The organism is Novosphingobium sp. EMRT-2, from assembly GCF_005145025.1.
Lineage (GTDB): Bacteria > Pseudomonadota > Alphaproteobacteria > Sphingomonadales > Sphingomonadaceae > Novosphingobium.
In genome coordinates this window covers 3,540,928-3,557,984 of sequence record NZ_CP039695.1, presented here as the reverse complement: position 1 = coordinate 3,557,984, position 17,057 = coordinate 3,540,928, and the positions used below count along the sequence as shown (strand labels likewise).

Annotated in this window: 14 protein-coding genes; 5 read left to right on the top strand and 9 right to left on the bottom strand. The window is 67.8% G+C overall.

The genetic code is table 11. The features are described from left to right. Nucleotides 1-98 precede the first annotated feature (98 nt). Together FA702_RS17255 and pgmB are read left to right on the top strand one after the other, a co-directional pair. A complete protein-coding gene (locus FA702_RS17255) occupies nt 99-2,294 on the top strand; it encodes a glycoside hydrolase family 65 protein (RefSeq protein WP_168196103.1) in 2,196 nt (731 codons plus the stop codon). Continuing rightward, on the top strand, nt 2,291-2,932 hold the full coding sequence (gene pgmB, locus FA702_RS17250) for a beta-phosphoglucomutase (protein WP_136957099.1): 642 nt from the start codon (nt 2,291-2,293) through the stop codon (nt 2,930-2,932). The genes FA702_RS17255 and pgmB overlap by 4 nt, the downstream gene beginning before the upstream one ends. Before the next feature lie 7 nt (nt 2,933-2,939). Here the strand turns inward: pgmB and FA702_RS17245 are convergent, their stop codons facing one another. The 3 genes from FA702_RS17245 to FA702_RS17235 all read right to left on the bottom strand — a co-directional run bounded on the left by FA702_RS17245 (nt 2,940) and on the right by FA702_RS17235 (nt 5,747). Then, complete coding sequence (locus tag FA702_RS17245) at nt 2,940-3,860, bottom strand: AEC family transporter (protein ID WP_168196102.1); 921 nt, start codon at nt 3,858-3,860, stop codon at nt 2,940-2,942. A 100-nt stretch (nt 3,861-3,960) separates the two neighbouring features. After that, nucleotides 3,961-4,428: a GreA/GreB family elongation factor gene (locus tag FA702_RS17240; RefSeq protein ID WP_136957097.1), complete on the bottom strand. Its 468-nt coding sequence runs from the start codon at nt 4,426-4,428 to the stop codon at nt 3,961-3,963. Further along, on the bottom strand, nt 4,425-5,747 hold the full coding sequence (locus FA702_RS17235) for an Hsp70 family protein (protein WP_136957096.1): 1,323 nt from the start codon (nt 5,745-5,747) through the stop codon (nt 4,425-4,427). Before FA702_RS17235 ends, FA702_RS17240 begins: the two co-directional genes overlap by 4 nt. Before the next feature lie 199 nt (nt 5,748-5,946). Between FA702_RS17235 and FA702_RS17230 the strand changes: the two genes are divergently transcribed. After that, nucleotides 5,947-7,692, top strand: a complete 1,746-nt coding sequence (locus tag FA702_RS17230; RefSeq protein ID WP_136957095.1) for an amidohydrolase — start codon at nt 5,947-5,949, stop codon at nt 7,690-7,692. A 37-nt stretch (nt 7,693-7,729) separates the two neighbouring features. After that, nucleotides 7,730-9,088: an amino acid permease gene (locus FA702_RS17225; RefSeq protein ID WP_255504636.1), complete on the top strand. Its 1,359-nt coding sequence runs from the start codon at nt 7,730-7,732 to the stop codon at nt 9,086-9,088. A gap of 10 nt (nt 9,089-9,098) precedes the next feature. Here the strand turns inward: FA702_RS17225 and FA702_RS17220 are convergent, their stop codons facing one another. The 4 genes from FA702_RS17220 to FA702_RS17205 all read right to left on the bottom strand — a co-directional run bounded on the left by FA702_RS17220 (nt 9,099) and on the right by FA702_RS17205 (nt 13,916). Then, nucleotides 9,099-10,487, bottom strand: a complete 1,389-nt coding sequence (locus FA702_RS17220; protein WP_136957094.1) for an aspartate aminotransferase family protein — start codon at nt 10,485-10,487, stop codon at nt 9,099-9,101. Between the two features lie 78 nt (nt 10,488-10,565). Continuing rightward, the gene (locus FA702_RS17215) at nt 10,566-12,053 is read right to left on the bottom strand and encodes a bifunctional 3-(3-hydroxy-phenyl)propionate/3-hydroxycinnamic acid hydroxylase (protein WP_168196101.1); all 1,488 of its coding nucleotides are present in this window, start codon (nt 12,051-12,053) and stop codon (nt 10,566-10,568) included. Between the two features lie 4 nt (nt 12,054-12,057). Beyond that, on the bottom strand, nt 12,058-12,900 hold the full coding sequence (locus tag FA702_RS17210; RefSeq protein ID WP_136957092.1) for a fumarylacetoacetate hydrolase family protein: 843 nt from the start codon (nt 12,898-12,900) through the stop codon (nt 12,058-12,060). Continuing rightward, nucleotides 12,897-13,916 (bottom strand): VOC family protein, encoded by a 1,020-nt coding sequence (locus tag FA702_RS17205; protein ID WP_136957091.1) that lies wholly within the window; start codon nt 13,914-13,916, stop codon nt 12,897-12,899. The genes FA702_RS17210 and FA702_RS17205 overlap by 4 nt, the downstream gene beginning before the upstream one ends. Before the next feature lie 118 nt (nt 13,917-14,034). Here FA702_RS17205 and FA702_RS17200 point away from each other — a divergent pair, with 118 nt between their 5' ends. Continuing rightward, nucleotides 14,035-14,682 (top strand): TetR/AcrR family transcriptional regulator, encoded by a 648-nt coding sequence (locus FA702_RS17200; RefSeq protein ID WP_168196100.1) that lies wholly within the window; start codon nt 14,035-14,037, stop codon nt 14,680-14,682. Here FA702_RS17200 and FA702_RS17195 read toward each other — a convergent pair whose 3' ends face one another. Both FA702_RS17195 and FA702_RS17190 read right to left on the bottom strand, forming a co-directional pair. Further along, nucleotides 14,683-16,113: an efflux transporter outer membrane subunit gene (locus tag FA702_RS17195; protein WP_136957089.1), complete on the bottom strand. Its 1,431-nt coding sequence runs from the start codon at nt 16,111-16,113 to the stop codon at nt 14,683-14,685. Then, the gene (locus FA702_RS17190) at nt 16,110-17,039 is read right to left on the bottom strand and encodes an HlyD family secretion protein (protein WP_136957088.1); all 930 of its coding nucleotides are present in this window, start codon (nt 17,037-17,039) and stop codon (nt 16,110-16,112) included. The genes FA702_RS17195 and FA702_RS17190 overlap by 4 nt, the downstream gene beginning before the upstream one ends. Nucleotides 17,040-17,057 lie beyond the last annotated feature (18 nt).

Genomic DNA, 17,057 nt, shown 5'->3' with positions numbered 1-17,057 from the left:
AAGCTAGCATTTCGGTAATGAAATGCATATCATTAATGTGTTTCGGACCGTGTTCCGGCGCTTTCTTAGGCGCCTCAGGCACCCATGGGAGAGATGGAATGCACCCTGCCGACGGGGCTCGCGCAGACTTTTCGCAGGCCCGGATGATTCGCGATGGCTGGACCGTGGCGGCTCCGCTTGATCTGGGGCCGCAGGTTCCGGCGATCTTCGCGATCGGCAACGGCTTCATCGGCATCCGCGCCGAAACCGGCATGGACGATCTGCCGCGCGTCTATCTCAACGGCGTCTATGATCGGGTGCCGATCGATTACCACGAAGGCGCCCACGGATTGCCGCGCGGTGGCGACGTGCGCCTTTCCGTTGCCGACGGAACGAAGATAGCGATCGGCATCGACGGCACGCCCATCGCAATCGACGCGCCGCTCGAACTCGACATGAAGCGGGGCGTGCTGCGCCAGGTGGTGCAGCACGGCGATGCGACGATCACGCTCACCCGCTTCGCCAGCATGGCAGAGCAGACGCTGGCGGGATGCGTGGTGGACGTAATCGCGGGCGCGAGCCCCATCGAGCTGACGATCGCTGGCGGAATCGATGCCCCCCGGCTGGCCACGCCGCCGGCGGATATCGACGATCCGCGCATCACGCAGGCGATGGCCAACCCCTGGCGCGAAATGGCCGTCTCCGCCGATACCATCCCCTGCCGCGCCGACCGGCTCGAACGGAGCGGCTTCACCGTGGTCGTGGCCCGCAGCGCGCCGCTGCAGGTCCGCATCCCGGCGGGGGAGACACGGCGCATCCCGGTGCTGACCGCCTATGTCGCCGAACGCGATACCCCCCCCGACGGATTGGCGGCGCGCGCGCGCGCGCTGGTCGGCACGGCCACGGCCGCCGGTGCCGACGCGCTGCTGGCGGAACAGGCGCAGGCCTGGAGTGCGATCTGGGCAGGAACCCGCTTTGCCCTGGCCGATCCGGTGGCCGAAGGCGCGCTGCGGCATGGGCTTTTCCAGATCGCCCAGGCGGTCCGGCGCGACGGGCGCGGCTCCATCGCCGCCAAAGGCCAGACCGGCGAAGGCTATGAAGGGCACATCTTCTGGGACGCGGAAACCTATGCCCTGCCCTTCCTGATCCATACCCAGCCCGCCATGGCGCGCGCGGCGCTGGCCTGGCGCGTGGCGGGGCTGGACGCCGCGCGCCAGAACGCGCGCGATCTGGGGCATGAAGCGGGTGCGGTGCTGCCCTGGCGCACCATCGGCGGGCGCGAATGTTCGTCCTATTTCCTCGCGGGATCGGCGCAGTACCATATCAACGCCGATGTCGCACACGCGCTGCGGCTCTATGTGGAGACGACGGCCGACCTCTCGATCCTGCTCGAAGGCGGGGCGGAGCTGCTGGCCGAAACCGCGCGCATCTGGCTGTCGATGGGGTGGCACGATCCCGCGCGCGGTGATGCCTTCGTCATCAACCGCGTGACCGGTCCGGACGAATACACCGCGCTGGTCGACAACAATCTCTACACCAACCTGATGGCGGCCGAGCACATGCGCTATGCCGCCTCGCTCGAACAGCGCCACGGCATCGATCCGGGGCTTTCCCCGGCGGAGCGGCAGGCCATGCTGCGCGCCGCCGACACGATCTTTCTGCCCTTCGACGAAGCCCGGCAGGTCTTCGCGCAGGACGATGCCTTCTTCGGCAAGCAGCCTTGGCCGATCGACAGCACCCCGCCGGGCAAGTTCCCGCTGCTGCTGCATTACCATCCGCTGCACATCTACCGCCATTGCGTGTGCAAGCAGGCGGACGCGGTGCTGGCGGTCGCCACCCTGCCCCACCGCTTCACCCCGGACATGCGCAAGCGCATGCTGGATGTGTACGAAGCGCTCACCGTCCACGATTCCACGCTTTCCGCCAGCAGCTTCGCGACGGCGGCCGCGCTGGCCGGCGAAACCGATCGCGCCGCCCGCTACTGGACCGACACGGTGCTGACCGACCTGCTCAACCTCCACGCCAATACAGGGCATGGCCTGCATATGGCGGCGCTTGGCGGCGGCTGGAATGCGCTGGCGTTCGGCTTCGCGGGGCTTTCCACGCTCGACGGTTCGCTTGCGTTTTCCCCCCGCGCGCACCCCGTTGCCGGCGATTACGAACTCGGCGTGCAGTTCCGCGGTCGGGCGGTCGCGCTCAAGGTTGCGAACGGAAAGGCAACCTATACGGTCGACGGCGAGCCGCTGGACCTGACCCATTGGGGCGAGACCGTGACCGTGGGCGCCACGCCGGTCACGCTGGACCTGCCGGCATGAGGGCAATCAAGGGCCTCGCCTTCGACCTCGACGGCGTGATCGCGGACAGCGCGACGCTGCACTTCGCGGCCTGGAAGCGGCTGGCGGACGAACTCGGCATCCCGTTCACCGCCGAGGACAACGAAGCGCTGAAGGGCGTCGACCGGATCAATTCGCTGCGGCACATCCTGAAGCTGGGGCAGCGCGATTTGCCGGACGACGAGATAGCGCGCCTGGCCGCGCGCAAGAACGGCTTCTACGTGGATGCGATCTCCACGCTGACGGCGGACGCCCTGTTGCCCGGCGCGGCCGCGCTGCTCGATGAAGCGGCCACGCGCGGATTGCGCATCGGCCTTGCTTCCGCCAGCCGCAACGCCCCCGCCCTGCTGGAACGGCTTGGCGTGGCCGATGCGTTCGAATTCATCGCCGATCCCGCCAATCACCTGCCCAAGCCGGCGCCGGACCTGTTCCTGGCCTGCGCCCGCGCGTTCGGCTTGCCGCCGCAAGCGATGATCGGCTTCGAGGATGCCCCGGCCGGGATCGAGGCGATCCGGGCGGCCGGTTTCCGCGCGGTCGGCATCGGGGAAACACCCCTGCCGCGGGCTGACATCCAGTTCGCGACGCTGGCCGACATCGATCTCGCCGCCCTGCTCGGCTGAGCGCGGCTCACCCCGGCGGGAACAGCGCGAACACGACCGGTGTCGCCACCACCGAGAGCAGCGTGGTGATCGCCGACGCCTGCGCCGGTCCCATCGGGTCCACGCCATAGGACCGCGCCAGCAGCGTGGGCACCGCGCCTGTCGGCAGGGCGGAGAGCAGCACCGCGGCGCTGGTCCAGACCGGCGGCAATCCGCAAAGGTGCGCCGCCAGCGCGGCCAGCGCCGGTTGCAGCACCATTTTGCCGGACACCACCATCCAGACCGCCAGCGATCCCGCGATCCGCGCGCCCGCCATCGCCGCACCGACCGAGATCAGCGCGCAGGGCGTCGCTGCGCCGCCCAGCAGCGACAGCATATCGTGCAAGGGCTCCGGCATCGGCAGGCGCAGCAGGGACCAGCCGATCCCCAACACCGCCGCGACGACCAGCGGATTGCGGAACGTCACGCCCGCCAGCTTGGTCGAAAGCCCAGCCCTGCCGTCCTGCGATGGCAGTAGCACCAGCGCGGCCGCCACCACGGTCAGCAGAAGTATCATGCTGGCCAGCATCGCGGCGGAAATTCCGATCTGCCCCAGCAAGGCCCCGGCCAGCGGCAGGCCGAGAAACGCGGTGTTGGCATAGGACGCGCTCAACGCCCCGACGATCGCGCCCGACCGGTCGTGCGGGGACAGGCGCCGCAGCACCATCAGCGACAGGGCGAAGGCCAGCATTGCCGCGCCCCCGAAGGCCAGCAGGAAGCCCGGTTCGAACACCGCGCGCCAATCCGTATCGGCCCCCACCTTGAACAGCAGCGCGGGAAAAAACAGGTACATGACCGCCGTGTTGATCGCGGAAAGGCCCTCGACGCCCGGACGCGCCACTTTCCCGAAACCGAAGCCGAGAGCGACCAGTCCCAGGATCGGCAGACACGCGAACAGACTTTGCAGCACGGGAAACTCTCGGCGATCGGGAACGGCTGCGGACGCGTGGGCCATGCGGCGCGGTTAGCCAAGCGCAAAATGACGCCCGCGATTGCCTTCCCGCAGGAAATCAAGCAGCCGGGACGCGGATTTCCTGAATCTCGATCGCATCGGCCTCCCCGGCGAAATCCACGAAATCGCCCTCCTCCGCGCCCATCATCGCGCGGCTGAGCGGCGCGGAAAACGAGATCAGGTTCGCCGCCGGGTCGGCCTCGTCATCGCCGACGATGGTGATCGTCTTCGCCTTGCCCCGCAGCGCGAAAGTCACGGCGCAACCGAACTCCACCGTCTCGCCGCCGGGCTTTGGCGCCAGTTGCGCGGTCGCCTGGCGCGTGCTCCAGTAGCGCAATTCACGGCGCACCTTCTTCACCTCCGCCTCGTCCGTCAGCGGCAACAGCGCCGCCTCCAGTTCGGCCACCTTGCCGGCGATCAGCGCCAGACCGCGTGCGGTGACGAGGTTGGGACCGGGCGGGATCGGAAGCTCGAACGTCGGTTCGAGATGCTCGTCATCGCTCTCCCTGCGAAAGGCCACGCTCATGCCGGTTCCTCTTCCTTAACCGTCCAGATCGACAGATCGGGCTCCTGCCCGATCAGCGCAAGCCCGTGCGCGATCGAGGTCAGCTCCTCGCCGCTATCGATGCGACCCGCTTCGAACCGCTCGGTGAACAGGCGGCGCACGGCGGGAATCAGCGAGGAGCCGCCGGTGAGAAACACATGGTCGATATCCTGCGGCGCCAGCCCGGCGCTGGCGAGGGCCGCATCCACCGTTTCGCCGATCCGGGCCAGATCGGGCGCGATCCATTGCTCGAAATCCGCGCGGCTAACGTCGGCCTGCACTTTCAGGGCCGGGCTGTCGAACCGGAAGGTCGCCCGCTCCTCGCTCGACAGTGCGCGCTTGAGCCGGCCGACCGCATCGTACAACGGATAGCCCAGCTCGTTTTCCACCACCGCGATCATCCGCCCGATCGCCTGCGGATCGCTGGCAGCGCGGCGCAGGCGCTCCAGTTCCTCCAGCGTCCGCCGGTTGCGCATCAGCGCCAAGCGCGACCAGTCGCCGAAATCGGTGAAGTGCCCGGCCGGGATTTCCAGCACCTTGTCGAACGAGCGATAGGTGCCGCCCTTGCCCAGCATCGGCAGCACCAGATGGTCCATGATGCGGTAGTCGAACCGGTCCCCGGCGATGCCGATACCGGCCGATCCCAGCGGCACGCACCGCTGCGCCGCGCCCGGCGCTTCCACCCGCACGATGGAAAAGTCGCTGGTGCCGCCGCCGAAGTCCGCCACGAGCAGCGTCGCGGGTTGGGTGAGACGCGCGGCAAAGCTGAAGGCGGCGCCCATCGGCTCGTACACGTAGTGTACCTCGCGCCCCAGCAGCGCGAACATCGCGTCGTACCGAGCGCGCGCCAGCGCGGGATCGGGTCGTGCCCCGACATAGCGCACCGGGCGGCCGACGATGATCCGTTCCGGCAGATCGCGCAGCGCGCCGGCGGAACGGGCGCGCAGGTGTTCCAGGAACACCTTGCCGAGATCCTCGAACCGCAGGCGCTTTTCGAAGATCGTGGCGTGTTCGAACAGGGCGTTGGCGGCAACGGACTTGAACGACTGGATGAAGCGGCTGCCATCGGGCATGTCGAGAAATTCGGCGATGGCCCACGGCCCGGCCTCGTGCGCCAGCCCGCCGCGCATGGCGCTATCTTCCCAGAAGCACAGGGCCGAACGGAAAACCGCGCTGGTCCCGTCGGGCGCGTCGAAGCGGACGAGCCCCGCCTCCCCAGCGCCGGCCGTCGTGGCGATGACCGAATTCGTGGTGCCGAAGTCGATGCCGACAGCGCGCGCGGTGGGCGTGCCAGTGGCCATGGAGGATTCCTTTGCAACGGGGTCGGGAAGCGGCCGGCGCCTATGGCAACGCCTGCTTCTATTGGCAACCATTCGTTCGCGGGCAAACGGGAATGCGGCGCCGCAAACAAAGGTGGGCGGGGCCGATTGAACGCCGCGCGGATGCTGTTAGCATTCCGGACAGATGTTCAGTTTTTGGCGTAAGCGGGGGTAAGGGGAAATGACCAATACAACGGGGCGGCGGATCCGACTGCTCGGCACGGCTTTGGCGATCACCGCGGCATGGGCTGCGCCGGCCCTGGCAAAGGAGAAAGTCGATCTCCTCCTCCGCCACGGCCACGTGCTCACGGTCGACCCTTCGTTTTCCGTCCGCTCGGCGGTGGCCGTCCGCGATGGCCGCATCGTCGCCGTGGGGGGCGAGGAACTGGCGGATCGCTACACGGCCGATCGCACGATCGACCTGGCCGGTCGCACGCTGATGCCCGGCTTCACCGACACGCACCTGCACCCCAAGCCGATGGCGCCGAACGACATTGCCGTCCAGAGCGCGCACAGCGTGGCCGAAGTGCAGGACATGCTGCGCAAGAAGGCGGCGCAACTCGGCCCCGGCCAATGGATCACCGGCTATGGCTGGCAGGAATCGAACCTTGCCGAAAAGCGCAACCTGACGCGCGCGGACCTTGATGCGGCCACGCCGAACAACCCGGTGATGCTGGTGCGCGCCGGCGCGCATTCGGCGGTCAGCAATTCCGCCGCACTCAAGATCGCCGGCATCGATCGCGCCACGCCCGATCCCAAGAGCGGTCTGATCGAGCACGACGCGGCCGGCGAACCCAACGGGATCATCCGTGAACGCTTCGATCTGGTCAGCGCATTCATCCCCACGCCCAGCTGGGAATCGATGCGCCCGGCCTATATCGGCTGGCTCAAGAACATCCTCTCGCTCGGCATCACCAGCTTTCATGACGCCAGCGGCACGATCGACGACGAACCCGTCGGCAAGGGCGGCGCGGCCGGCTCCGATCCGGGCGCCTCGTGGGCCGGCGCGAACATGACGTTCCGCCGCGCGCGCGAAATCTATGCCGAAATGGGCGACCAGCTGCCGCGCATCACGATGTACATCAGCTACCCCGGCGCCGAACGGCTCAAGGCTTTCCCCTATCATACCGGTTACGGCGACGAGCATGTCCGGCTTGGCGCGATCGGGGAGAGCGCGGTGGACGGCGGCTTCACCGGCCCAACCGCCTGGCTCCTGGCCGACTACAAGGGCCAGCCCGGATTTCGCGGCAAGGGCCGCTTTACCGATGCCGAGTTGCAGGAAATGGTGGATACCTCGGCCCGGCTCGGCTGGCAGATGGGCCTGCACTGCATCGGCGATGCCGCGATCGTCCAGACCATCCAAGCCTATGACAAGGCGCTGAACGCCATTCCCGATCCCGCGCACCCGATGGCCGACCGCCGCTGGTTCACCGATCACTTCACGATCATGCCGCCCGACGAGACGATGGCCACGATGAAGCGCGACAGCATCATGATCGCGCAGCAGCCGAACTTCCTCTACAATCTGGAGGACCGCTACATGCAGGTGCTCGACGACTGGCGGCTGGCGCACAACAACCCGCTAACCACGCCGGTCAAGAAGTTCGGCCTGTTCATGGCGTTCGGCAGCGACAACCTTCCGGTCAACCCGTTCGTGGGCCTCTACGCGGCGATCACCCGCAAGGGACCGAGCGGACAGGTTCACGGCGCGGAAGAAGCGATCCCGCGCGAAGACGCGATCCGCATGTACACCGCGAACGGCGCCTATCTTTCGTGGGAGGAAAAGACCAAGGGCACGATCGAGCCGGGCAAGCTGGCCGACATGATCGTGCTGCCGTTCGATCCGCTGACAGCCAGCCCGGAAACAATCCTGGCGGGGCAGGTTGACATGACGTTCCTGGGCGGCAAGCTCGTATTCCAGCGCTGACCGGCGCATCCACCGCCCTGACATTTCCGGAGACCGCGTGTCCGCCGAACCCCCGCGTAACCTGAGCACAGCCCTGAAGTCCCGCCACGTTTCGATGATCGCCATTGGCGGCATCATCGGGGCGGGCCTGTTCGTGGGCAGCAGCACCTCCATCGCGCGCGTGGGGCCGGCGGTGATCGTCAGCTACGGCATTGCCGGGCTGGTGATCCTGATGGTCATGCGCATGTTGAGCGAGATGGCCAGCCAGCATCCCGGCGCGGGATCGTTCACCGAACTGGTGCGCATCGGCCTGGGCCATCGCGCCGGCTTCGTCTGCGGATGGCTCTACTGGTACTTCTGGGTCGTGGTGGTCGCGATCGAGGCGATCGCGGGGGCAGTCATCCTGCACGGCTGGATAGACCTGCCGGTCTGGACGATCGGCGTGTTCCTTCTCGCCGGCCTGACCGCGGTGAACCTGATGTCGGCGCTATCCTATGGCGAGTTCGAGTTCTGGCTGTCGCTGACCAAGGTCGGCGCGATCATCGCGTTCATCCTGATCGCGGGGCTGTGGGCCAGCGGCATCACCTCGCCCACGGGGCCGACCTTTGCCAACCTCGTGGCGCACGGCGGTTTCGCGCCGAACGGGTGGGGCGCGGTGATCGCGGGCGTGACCAGCGTGATCTTCGCGCTGTGCGGCGCGGAGATCGCGACCGTGGCGGCGGCGGAATCGCAGGAACCCGCCAAGACCATCGCCCGCATCACCGGCAGCGTGGCGATGCGCATCCTGCTGTTCTACCTGCTCTCGATCGGCCTGATCGTCTCGGTCGTGCCGTGGACCTCGATCAAGGCGGGCAAGTCTCCCTTCGCCGCCGCGCTCGATTACATGCACATCCCGCACGCGGGCGACATGATGAACCTGCTCGTGCTGGTGGCGGTGCTCTCGTGCCTCAATTCGGGGCTTTACGTCACCTCGCGCGTGCTGTTCGTGCTGTCGGAAAAGGGCGATGCGCCCCGCGCGCTCGTCGCGCTCAACCGGCGCTCGGTGCCGGCGCGCTCGACCATTTTCGCCAGCCTGTTCGCTTATCTCGCGCTCGCCGCCTCGGTGCTTTCGCCGGAACTGGTGTTCAGCTTCCTCGTCAACGCGTCGGGCGCGCTGATGCTGTTCATCTACCTGTTCGTCTGCTTCGCGCAGGTGCGGCTGCGCAACCGCAACCAACAGGACGGCACGGCACCACCCATTCGCATGTGGCTGCATCCTTATCTCAGCTACGCCACGGCCGGGGCCATCCTCGCGGTGCTGGGCGCGATGGCCTTCAGTTCCAGCGCGCGCATCGAACTGGTCAGCAGCCTCGTGGTGCTGGGCATTGCCACGGCCGCCTCGTTTCGCGGCGATACGCGCGCCAGGGCCGCCGCCTAGAACCGAGCGCCTAACGCATCGCCGCGCGAATATCCGGCATCGCGAGCAACTGGTCCAGCGTGCGGTCGATCCGCGCGAAAATCTCGTCCATTTCGTCGTGCGAACAGCACAGCGCCGGCGCGAAGCCGATCGCGCCGTTGGCGAAACAGCGGACGATCACGCCGTTGTCCCACGTCAGTTGCGCCAGCCGGCCGGCGACATCGAGCTCCGGCGCGAAGTTGGTGCGCGCCTGCTTGTCCGAAACCAGTTCAATCGCGCCAAGCATCCCGCGCGAACGCACATCGCCCACCAGCGGGTGATCCTTCAGCCGTTCGAAATGCGCGGCAAGCGTGCCGCCCACGTCCACCCCGTTCGCCAGCAGCCCGCCCTCCTGATAGAGACGCAGGCATTCCAGCGCCACCGCCGCGCTGACCGGATGACCCGAATAGGTATAGCCATGGCCGATCGGCAGGGCTTCGGCCGCCCCATCGGCGATCCCCTGATAGACATGGTCGGCCATCATAACCCCGCCCATCGGCACGTAGCCGGAGGTCAGCCCCTTCGCCATGGTCATCAGATCGGGCGAGACACCTTCCGCAAGGCTCGCGAACATCGGCCCGGTGCGGCCGAAGCCCGTAATCACCTCGTCCACCACCATCAGGATGCCCAGCCGCGTGCAAGCCTCGCGCATCGCCTTGAGCCAGCCCGGCGGCGGCACAATCACCCCGCCCGATCCCTGGATCGGTTCGCAGAAGAACGCCGCGACATTCTCCGCGCCCAGTTCCGCGACCTTGGCCTCCAGCGCGCCGACGCTGGCGGCGATCAGCGCGGCGGAATCGTGGCCTTCGGGATGGCGATAGGGAAACGGCGAAGCGATATGATGCTGCCACGGGCGCGGCAGATCGAAATTGCGGTGGAAGTGCGGCAGCGCGGTCAGCCCAGACCCCAGGCTGCTAGACCCGTGGTAGCCGTTCACCTGCGCAATGAAGTGCTTCTTCTGCGGCTGCCCCACCGCGTTCCAGTAATGCACGATATAGCGGATGGCGCTGTCGACCGCATCCGAACCGCCCAGCGTGAAAAAGACGTGGTCCAGCCCTTCCGGCGCCAGCGCGCAGAGTTCGCCGGCCAGCCGGATCGCCGGTTCGCAGCCATAGTGGAAGAAGCCCGTGGCGTAGGGCAGCTTGCGGAGCTGTTCGGTCGCGGCCGCGACGATGCTTTCCTGCCCGTAGCCGACGTTGACGCACCACAGCCCGGCGAACGCATCGATCATGCGGCGGCCGTCGATATCGGTCAGCCACATGCCCTGCCCGGATTCCAGAATGCGCGGCCCGTGCTTTTCATGGCCGCGAAACGACACGACGGGGTGGATCAGGTTGTCGCGATCAATAGCGACAAGCGAGCGGTTGGATAGCGCGGTCATGCGCCCGACACTACGTCGGCCGGCGCTGCCGATTAAGCGAAATGTGCGAGCCATCCGCCTCCTTTTTTGCGCGTCGGCCTATCCCCTGGCGAAAACCGCGTTCCGCCACGCTTGCGCCAGCACGGCGGCATCGCCGGTGCCGAACACGTAGCGATCCGGGCGCACCAGCACGGCCGGCGCGTCATGGGCATCCAGCCATGTTTCCAGCGCTTGCCGGAACGGGGCGAGCGCAGGATCATCCAGTCCCGCCGAACGGATGCCGCCCGCTTCCCCAGCCTCAGCACGCATCAGCAGCCAAGCACCGGTGCCCAGCGCATCGTCAAGCCGCGCGCCATCGGCGATCGCCTGGGGAAAATAGCTGCCCGCCCCCGCCGTCCCGGCAAGGATCACCCCGGTATCGAGAGGCGGATAGGCGGGCGTTTCATCGGGCGACTGTCCAGCCGCGCGGGCCGCCAGCATCTGCCGGTCGCGCTCGGCCGCGGCTGCCGGATCGGTGATGCAGACCGTGCGCCCCATCATGATCGCCATGCCGATGGTCGCCCGCAGGTTCGGCTCGCGCTCGGGCTGGTAACTGTCGAGCAGGCTGTCCGGCGCACCCTCGCGCAGGATCGCGGCGAGTTTCCACGCGAGGTTCGCCGCATCGCGAATACCCGAACACAACCCCTGCCCCGCGAACGGTGGCGTCTGGTGCGCGGCGTCGCCCGCCAGCAGCAGGCGCCCCTTGCGCCACTGTTCCGCAATGCGGGCGCGGAAGGTATAGACCGCCTTGCGCTCCAGCGTGACCGCGCCATCGACCTTCCACGGCGCCATCAGCCGCTCGATGGTGGCGTCCGCGCTGATCTCCTCCGCCGTTTCGCCCGGCTTTATCATGAACTCCCAGCGGTGCCGCCCCTCGCCCATCAGGACGCAGGTGGTCGGGCGCTCGGGATCGCAGATCTGGAGATTCACCGCCGGCAGGCGCGAAAAGTCCTGCACGATCGTATCGACCACCAGCCAGGGCTCCTCGAAACCCAGGTCCTCGAAGCCGATTTCCGCCGCCTTGCGCATCGGGCTGCGCGCGCCGTCCGCGCCCACGAGGTAGCGCGCGCGCACTACCTGCTCGCCAGCAGGCGTGGCGACGCGGGCGGTCACGCCGCCGGCGTCTTCCGCAAACGATAACACCTCCCAGCGCGCTTCCAGCCGGGCGGCGGGGTAGTCCGCCAGCCGGTCGCGCAATACCCGCTCCACCGACGGCTGGTGGATCATGTTCGCGGCCGGCCAGCCGCCCGGACCGATGCGGTCTGATCCGGTGAACCGCAGCAGGATTTCGCCAGTGCCGTTGAGGAAGTCATAGCGGCTCGATTGCCGGCTCGACCGGACGATGGCCTCGGCCGCGCCCACTTCCTGAAACACGCGGATGATCTCGTGATCGAGATGCGCGGCGCGCGGCAACGGGTATATCTCCGCTTCCTTCTCCGCCACGATCACCGAAACGCCCTGCCTTGCCAGAAGCAGGGCCAGCGTCACGCCGGTCGGGCCGCCGCCGGCGATGAGAACGTCGCATTCTTGGATAGCGGCGGCGGCCATCGGCTCAGCCCTCCGCCGCCATCGTGCCCTCGATCGCGCCAAGGCCATCGATCTCGCACCGCACCACGTCGCCGGGCTTCAGGAACTGGCGCGGGTCCATTGCCGCGCCCACGCCGCCGGGCGTGCCGGTGAAGATCACGTCGCCCGGCTCCAGCGTCATCGCCTGCGAAAGATGCTCGATCTGCTGCCACAGGTTGAACACCAGATTTCGGGTGTTCGAATCCTGCCGCTTCTCGCCATTGACGAAGCAGCGGATGCCCAGCGCGTGCGGATCGGCCACGTCATCGGCAGTGGTCAGCCACGGCCCCATCGGCGCGTGCGTGTCGAAGCTCTTGCCCAGCGACCATTGCGGGCCGGCATGCTGCCACATGCGCTCGGTCACGTCGTTGCCCACGCAATAGCCGAACACATGCTCCGCCGCCTTGTCCGCCGGGATATGCTTGCCGCGCTTGCCGATCACTGCGACCAGTTCGACCTCGTAATCGTTGGTGACCGTGCCCTTCGCGATCAGGATGGGATCGAACGGCCCGTTCACGGACGTCTGCGCCTTGGTGAACCATACCTGCCGTTCGGGCGTGCCCATGTTCGATTCCGCGATGTGATCGGCATAGTTGAGACCGATCGCGAATATCTTGCCCGGCCGCTGCACGGGCGACGCCAGCCTCACCGAAGCCAGCGGGACGCCACCGCCCGCCGCGGCCTTCGCGGCCAGCCCATCCTTCACCGCATCCCAGTTCGCGATCAGATCGATCATCGATCCTTCGATGCCGGTATCGATCAGCGTGTCGCCCACCACGATCGCGGTGCGGACCGCGCCATCGGCGGCGTGATAGCTGGCAAGTTTCATGCGGCTTGTCCTTTCGGGTTGCGGCGGAACAGCCGCCGGATGCGCAATTGCAGGGCCATGGCGAAGGCGAGGACTCCGGGCTTCGGGGCCATCCGCCCCGCCAGCATCGGATGCGGGCTGCCCCATTGCACCGCCAGCAGGCTCGCGACCGGCATCTTTTGCGGCGGATCGGCCGCCGTCAGCAAGTCGCCATCGGTCCAGTGTTCTAGTTCGTGGCCCCAGGGGTCTTTCCAGTAGTCGAAGATCTGGCTGCCCATGATATGCCGGCCCACGCCCCATGCCGCCGTGCGCTTGCGCGCCTTCAGGTGCTGATGCCCCAGCATCAGGTCGTCGAAGTTGGAAACCTCGAACGCGGCGTGCAGGAAGCCCAGCTTCTGTGGCAGTTGCGCCAGGAACAGCGTGTGGTGATCGGCCGGCTTGTCACCCCGATCGCAGCGCATGAACGCGCCCAGCGGCAGGTTCGGCGCGGCTTCCACCTCGTCCGAGGTCAGGAAGCCGAAGCGCTGCTTGTACCAAGCCTCCGAGGTGCGGAAATCGGAGACGTTGAGCACGCAATGGCCGATGCGCCGGACGTGCGCCGGCCCGCCTTCAAGCCGCACGAGTTGGCGGAAGCGCGGCTTTGCGCTGGCGGTGTTACGCACGGGATCGGCCATGGCGGGGCTTTCCGATTTCTTCGACTGGCCCGCCACAACTTCCACCATGAAACCATCGGGATCGCGCAGGCGGACCACCGAGCCGCCGCCGGGTTCGTCGAGCGGTTCTACCGCCACGCCTTCGGCACGCGCCAGCGCTTCCAGATCCTCGATCCGCTCCGCCCGGAAGCCCACGCCGCGAAAGCCCGGGTCGCCCGGTTCGGTCACATGGAGGAACGGCCGACCATCCCCGCCCCGGGCGTAGAGCCGGCCGTCCTGCTCGAAGCAGGTCAGCCCGAAATCCTCCAGAAAGGCACGCATCGCTCCCAGATCGGGCGCGGCAAAGCGCACATGGGCAATATCCTCGATGCGGATGATGCTCATCGCCATCGTCTCCCGACATCCTCTGTTCGGCTGCGGTCTCGGTGCCGCGACTCAAACTTGACTTTTTAGTCAAATATCATAGATGACCAAACGGTCAAGAGTGCTTATGAACCTCACCATGACCGAACCCACGCTTTCCCCCCGCGCCGCGCGCACCCGCGCCGCCCTGCTCGCCGCCGGGCTGGAACTGCTGGCCGAACGCCCGGTGGACGCGATCGCCATCGACGAAGTGGTCGCCGCAGCCGGCGTCGCCAAGGGATCGTTCTTCAACCATTTCGAGGACAAGCACGATTTCGCCGGAGCGATCTCGCGCGCGATCCGCGTCGATGTGGAAGCCCTGGTGGGGCGCACCAATCGCGACACCGCCGATCCGCTGGAACGGCTGGCCGGAGGCATGATCGCCGCCGCCGCCTTCGCCCTGGCCCAGCCCAAGCGCGCGGCCGTGCTGACCCGGTCCTCCTCCGGCACCATCGCCGAGGATCACCCGCTCAACCGGGGCCTGCTGGAAGACATGCGCGCGGCGCGGGTGGCCGGGCTGGTGTCCCCCGAAGGCGGCCGCGCCGGCGTGCTCTACTGGCTCGGCTGCTGCCAGACGGTCATGGCCAGCAGCGTGCTGCAACAGCCTTCGGTCGATCAGGCGGCCGGCTTCGTTGCCGACATGCTGGCGCTCGGCCTGCGCGGCCTTGGTGCGCCGGCCAGCGCATTGGCGCGCATCGCCGATCCGGACCGCGTGCGGAAACACCTCCACGCGATCACGCACGCCTGATCAGGCTCCGTCGGCCTGCCAGCCGCCGCCCAGCGCGAGGAACACCGCCACCTGATCGCTGGCGAGCGCGGCGTCCGATGTCGCCAGCGTCATTTCCGCCGCCGAAAGCGTGCGCGCGGCGTCCAGCCCGGTCAGCGCGTTCTCGCGCCCGGCGGCACGCATCCGCTGGACCTTGGCCAGCGCCGCCGCCGCCTTGTCGCGCGCCTCGCGCAACGAGGCGTTGCGCTGGAGTTCGTGGGCATAGGTCGTCAGCGCGCTTTCCGTCTCGCGCAGCGCACCCAGCATCACGCCATCGAAGCGCGCCAGCGCCGCATCCCGTTCGGCTTCGGCCGCCGCGATTTCCGCATGGGCAATCTTGCGGTTGGGAAACGTCCACGACAGCAGCGGCCCCAGGCCGAACGAGAAGCCGCGTGGTGTTCCTGGAAACTTGAACGGGCTGACGTCCTCCACGGAAGCGCCGAAGCGCACGGTGGGATAGAGCTCCGATCGCGCCACGCCGATCCGGTCGAGCGAACCCGCGACCGTGCGCTCCGCCGCGCGCACATCGGGCCGGCGCCGCAGCAGGGCCGCGCCATCGCCCACCGGCAGCACGCTGGTCACGCGCGGCGGCTGCACACAGGTCTGGACCTCCTTGGGGAATTCGGCCGGCGGCCGCCCCAGCAGCGTCGCCAGCCGGAACAGCGCGTTTTCCTGCGCGGTATCGAATCCCGGCATCTGCGCCTCCAGCTGCACCACCAGCACTTCGGCGTTGTCGCGATCGAGCGGCGTTCCGCGTCCGGCCGCGATCAGCCGGTTGGTGAAGTCCAGGTTGCGCCGCAACAGGCCAAGGCTGTGCTGCGCCCGCGCGCGCAGCATTCCCGCAGCACAGGCATCGGCATAGGCCCCGGCCACGCCCGCGGCGACGTTGACGCGCGTCAGGTCGTAGGCGGCCTGCGCCGCATCGCGGTCATGCCCGGCCGCTGCCGTCAGGCTGCGGATGCGCCCGCCGACATCGAAATCATACGTGAGCGATGCCCCGCCGCTCACCAGCGGATAGCCCTGAAAACTTTCGAAGGCGACCGGATCGCGGTTGACCGTCGCCCCGGCGTTGAGGTTCGCCAGAACCGTGCCCTGTGCATGGGCCTGCCGGATCATGGCACTGGCACGGTCGATGTTCGCCGCCGCCACGCGCAAATCGGTGTTCGCCTTGAACGCTTCCTCGATCAGCCCGTCCAGTTGAGAATCGTCATAGAGCTTCCACCAGCGGCCCGGCACAGGATCATCCCGGAACGGCCCCTTGTCCATGCTCACGAATGGCGCATTGGCGGCTGGCGCTTCGGAAAGCGCGGTTTGGGTCCGGTCGCGCTCCATCGGCACATGCACACAGGCGGACAGCACCAGGGTGGGCGCGAGCAGCACCGCCAGGCGAGTCAGGCGACCGATCCTGTTCACGAACGGTCTCCCGCATGGACCGTGCGCCCGGCGCCATCGATCACGTCGACCGTCGCGGTCCTGCCGGCGATCAGGCGGATATCCTGCGGCACCCTGACCAGCGCGATCCGCACCGGCACGCGCTGCGCCAGCCGCACCCAGTTGAACGTGGGATTCACGCTGGCCAGCTGGTTGCTGGCATTGGTCCGCTCGCGATCGTCGATACCCGGCGCGATGCTTTCCACCCGCCCTTCGATCGGGCTGGTTTCGCCCATCAGCAACACCCTTGCGCGATCGCCGACGTGGATGCGCGGCAGCTTGGTTTCCTCGAAATAGCCGTCGATCCACATCGTATCGGCATCGACCACGGCCAGCCCCTGCGCGCCGGCTGCCAGATAGTCGCCTGGCTTGAGCAGCAGGTTGGCGACGTAACCGTTCACCGTCGCACGGACGAGCGTGCGCTCCAGGTTGAGGCGCGCCACGTTGACCGCGACCCGCGCCGCCTCAAGGCTGGCGCTCGCTGTCTCCGCCTTGGCTTCCAGCGCCTCGCGCTCCTCCGCGGAGACGAGATCGCCCAGCATCCGTGCGCGGCGCAACTGGGAATGCGCGTCGGCGGCAGTCGCCTGCGCGCTTGCCACGGCGGCCTGCGCCTGGGCCAGCGCCAGCCGGTAGCGGGGCGTGTCCACCTCGAACAGCACCTGCCCCTTCGTCACCCGGTCGTTCTCCCGGACGAGCACGCGTGTGACCAGCCCCGGCACGTCGGACGAGACCTTGACCACATCGGCGCGCACGCGGCCGTCGCGCGTCCAGGGATCGACCTCGTAGCGCTGCCACATCGCCCGTCCCGCCACGAACGCCAGAGCGACCACCGCCAGCGTGATGGCAACGCGCAGGATGCCGATCAGGATCGACCGGAACGAGGCAGGAGCAAGGGATCGGGGAGACATTTCGGGTTCGCCTGATGG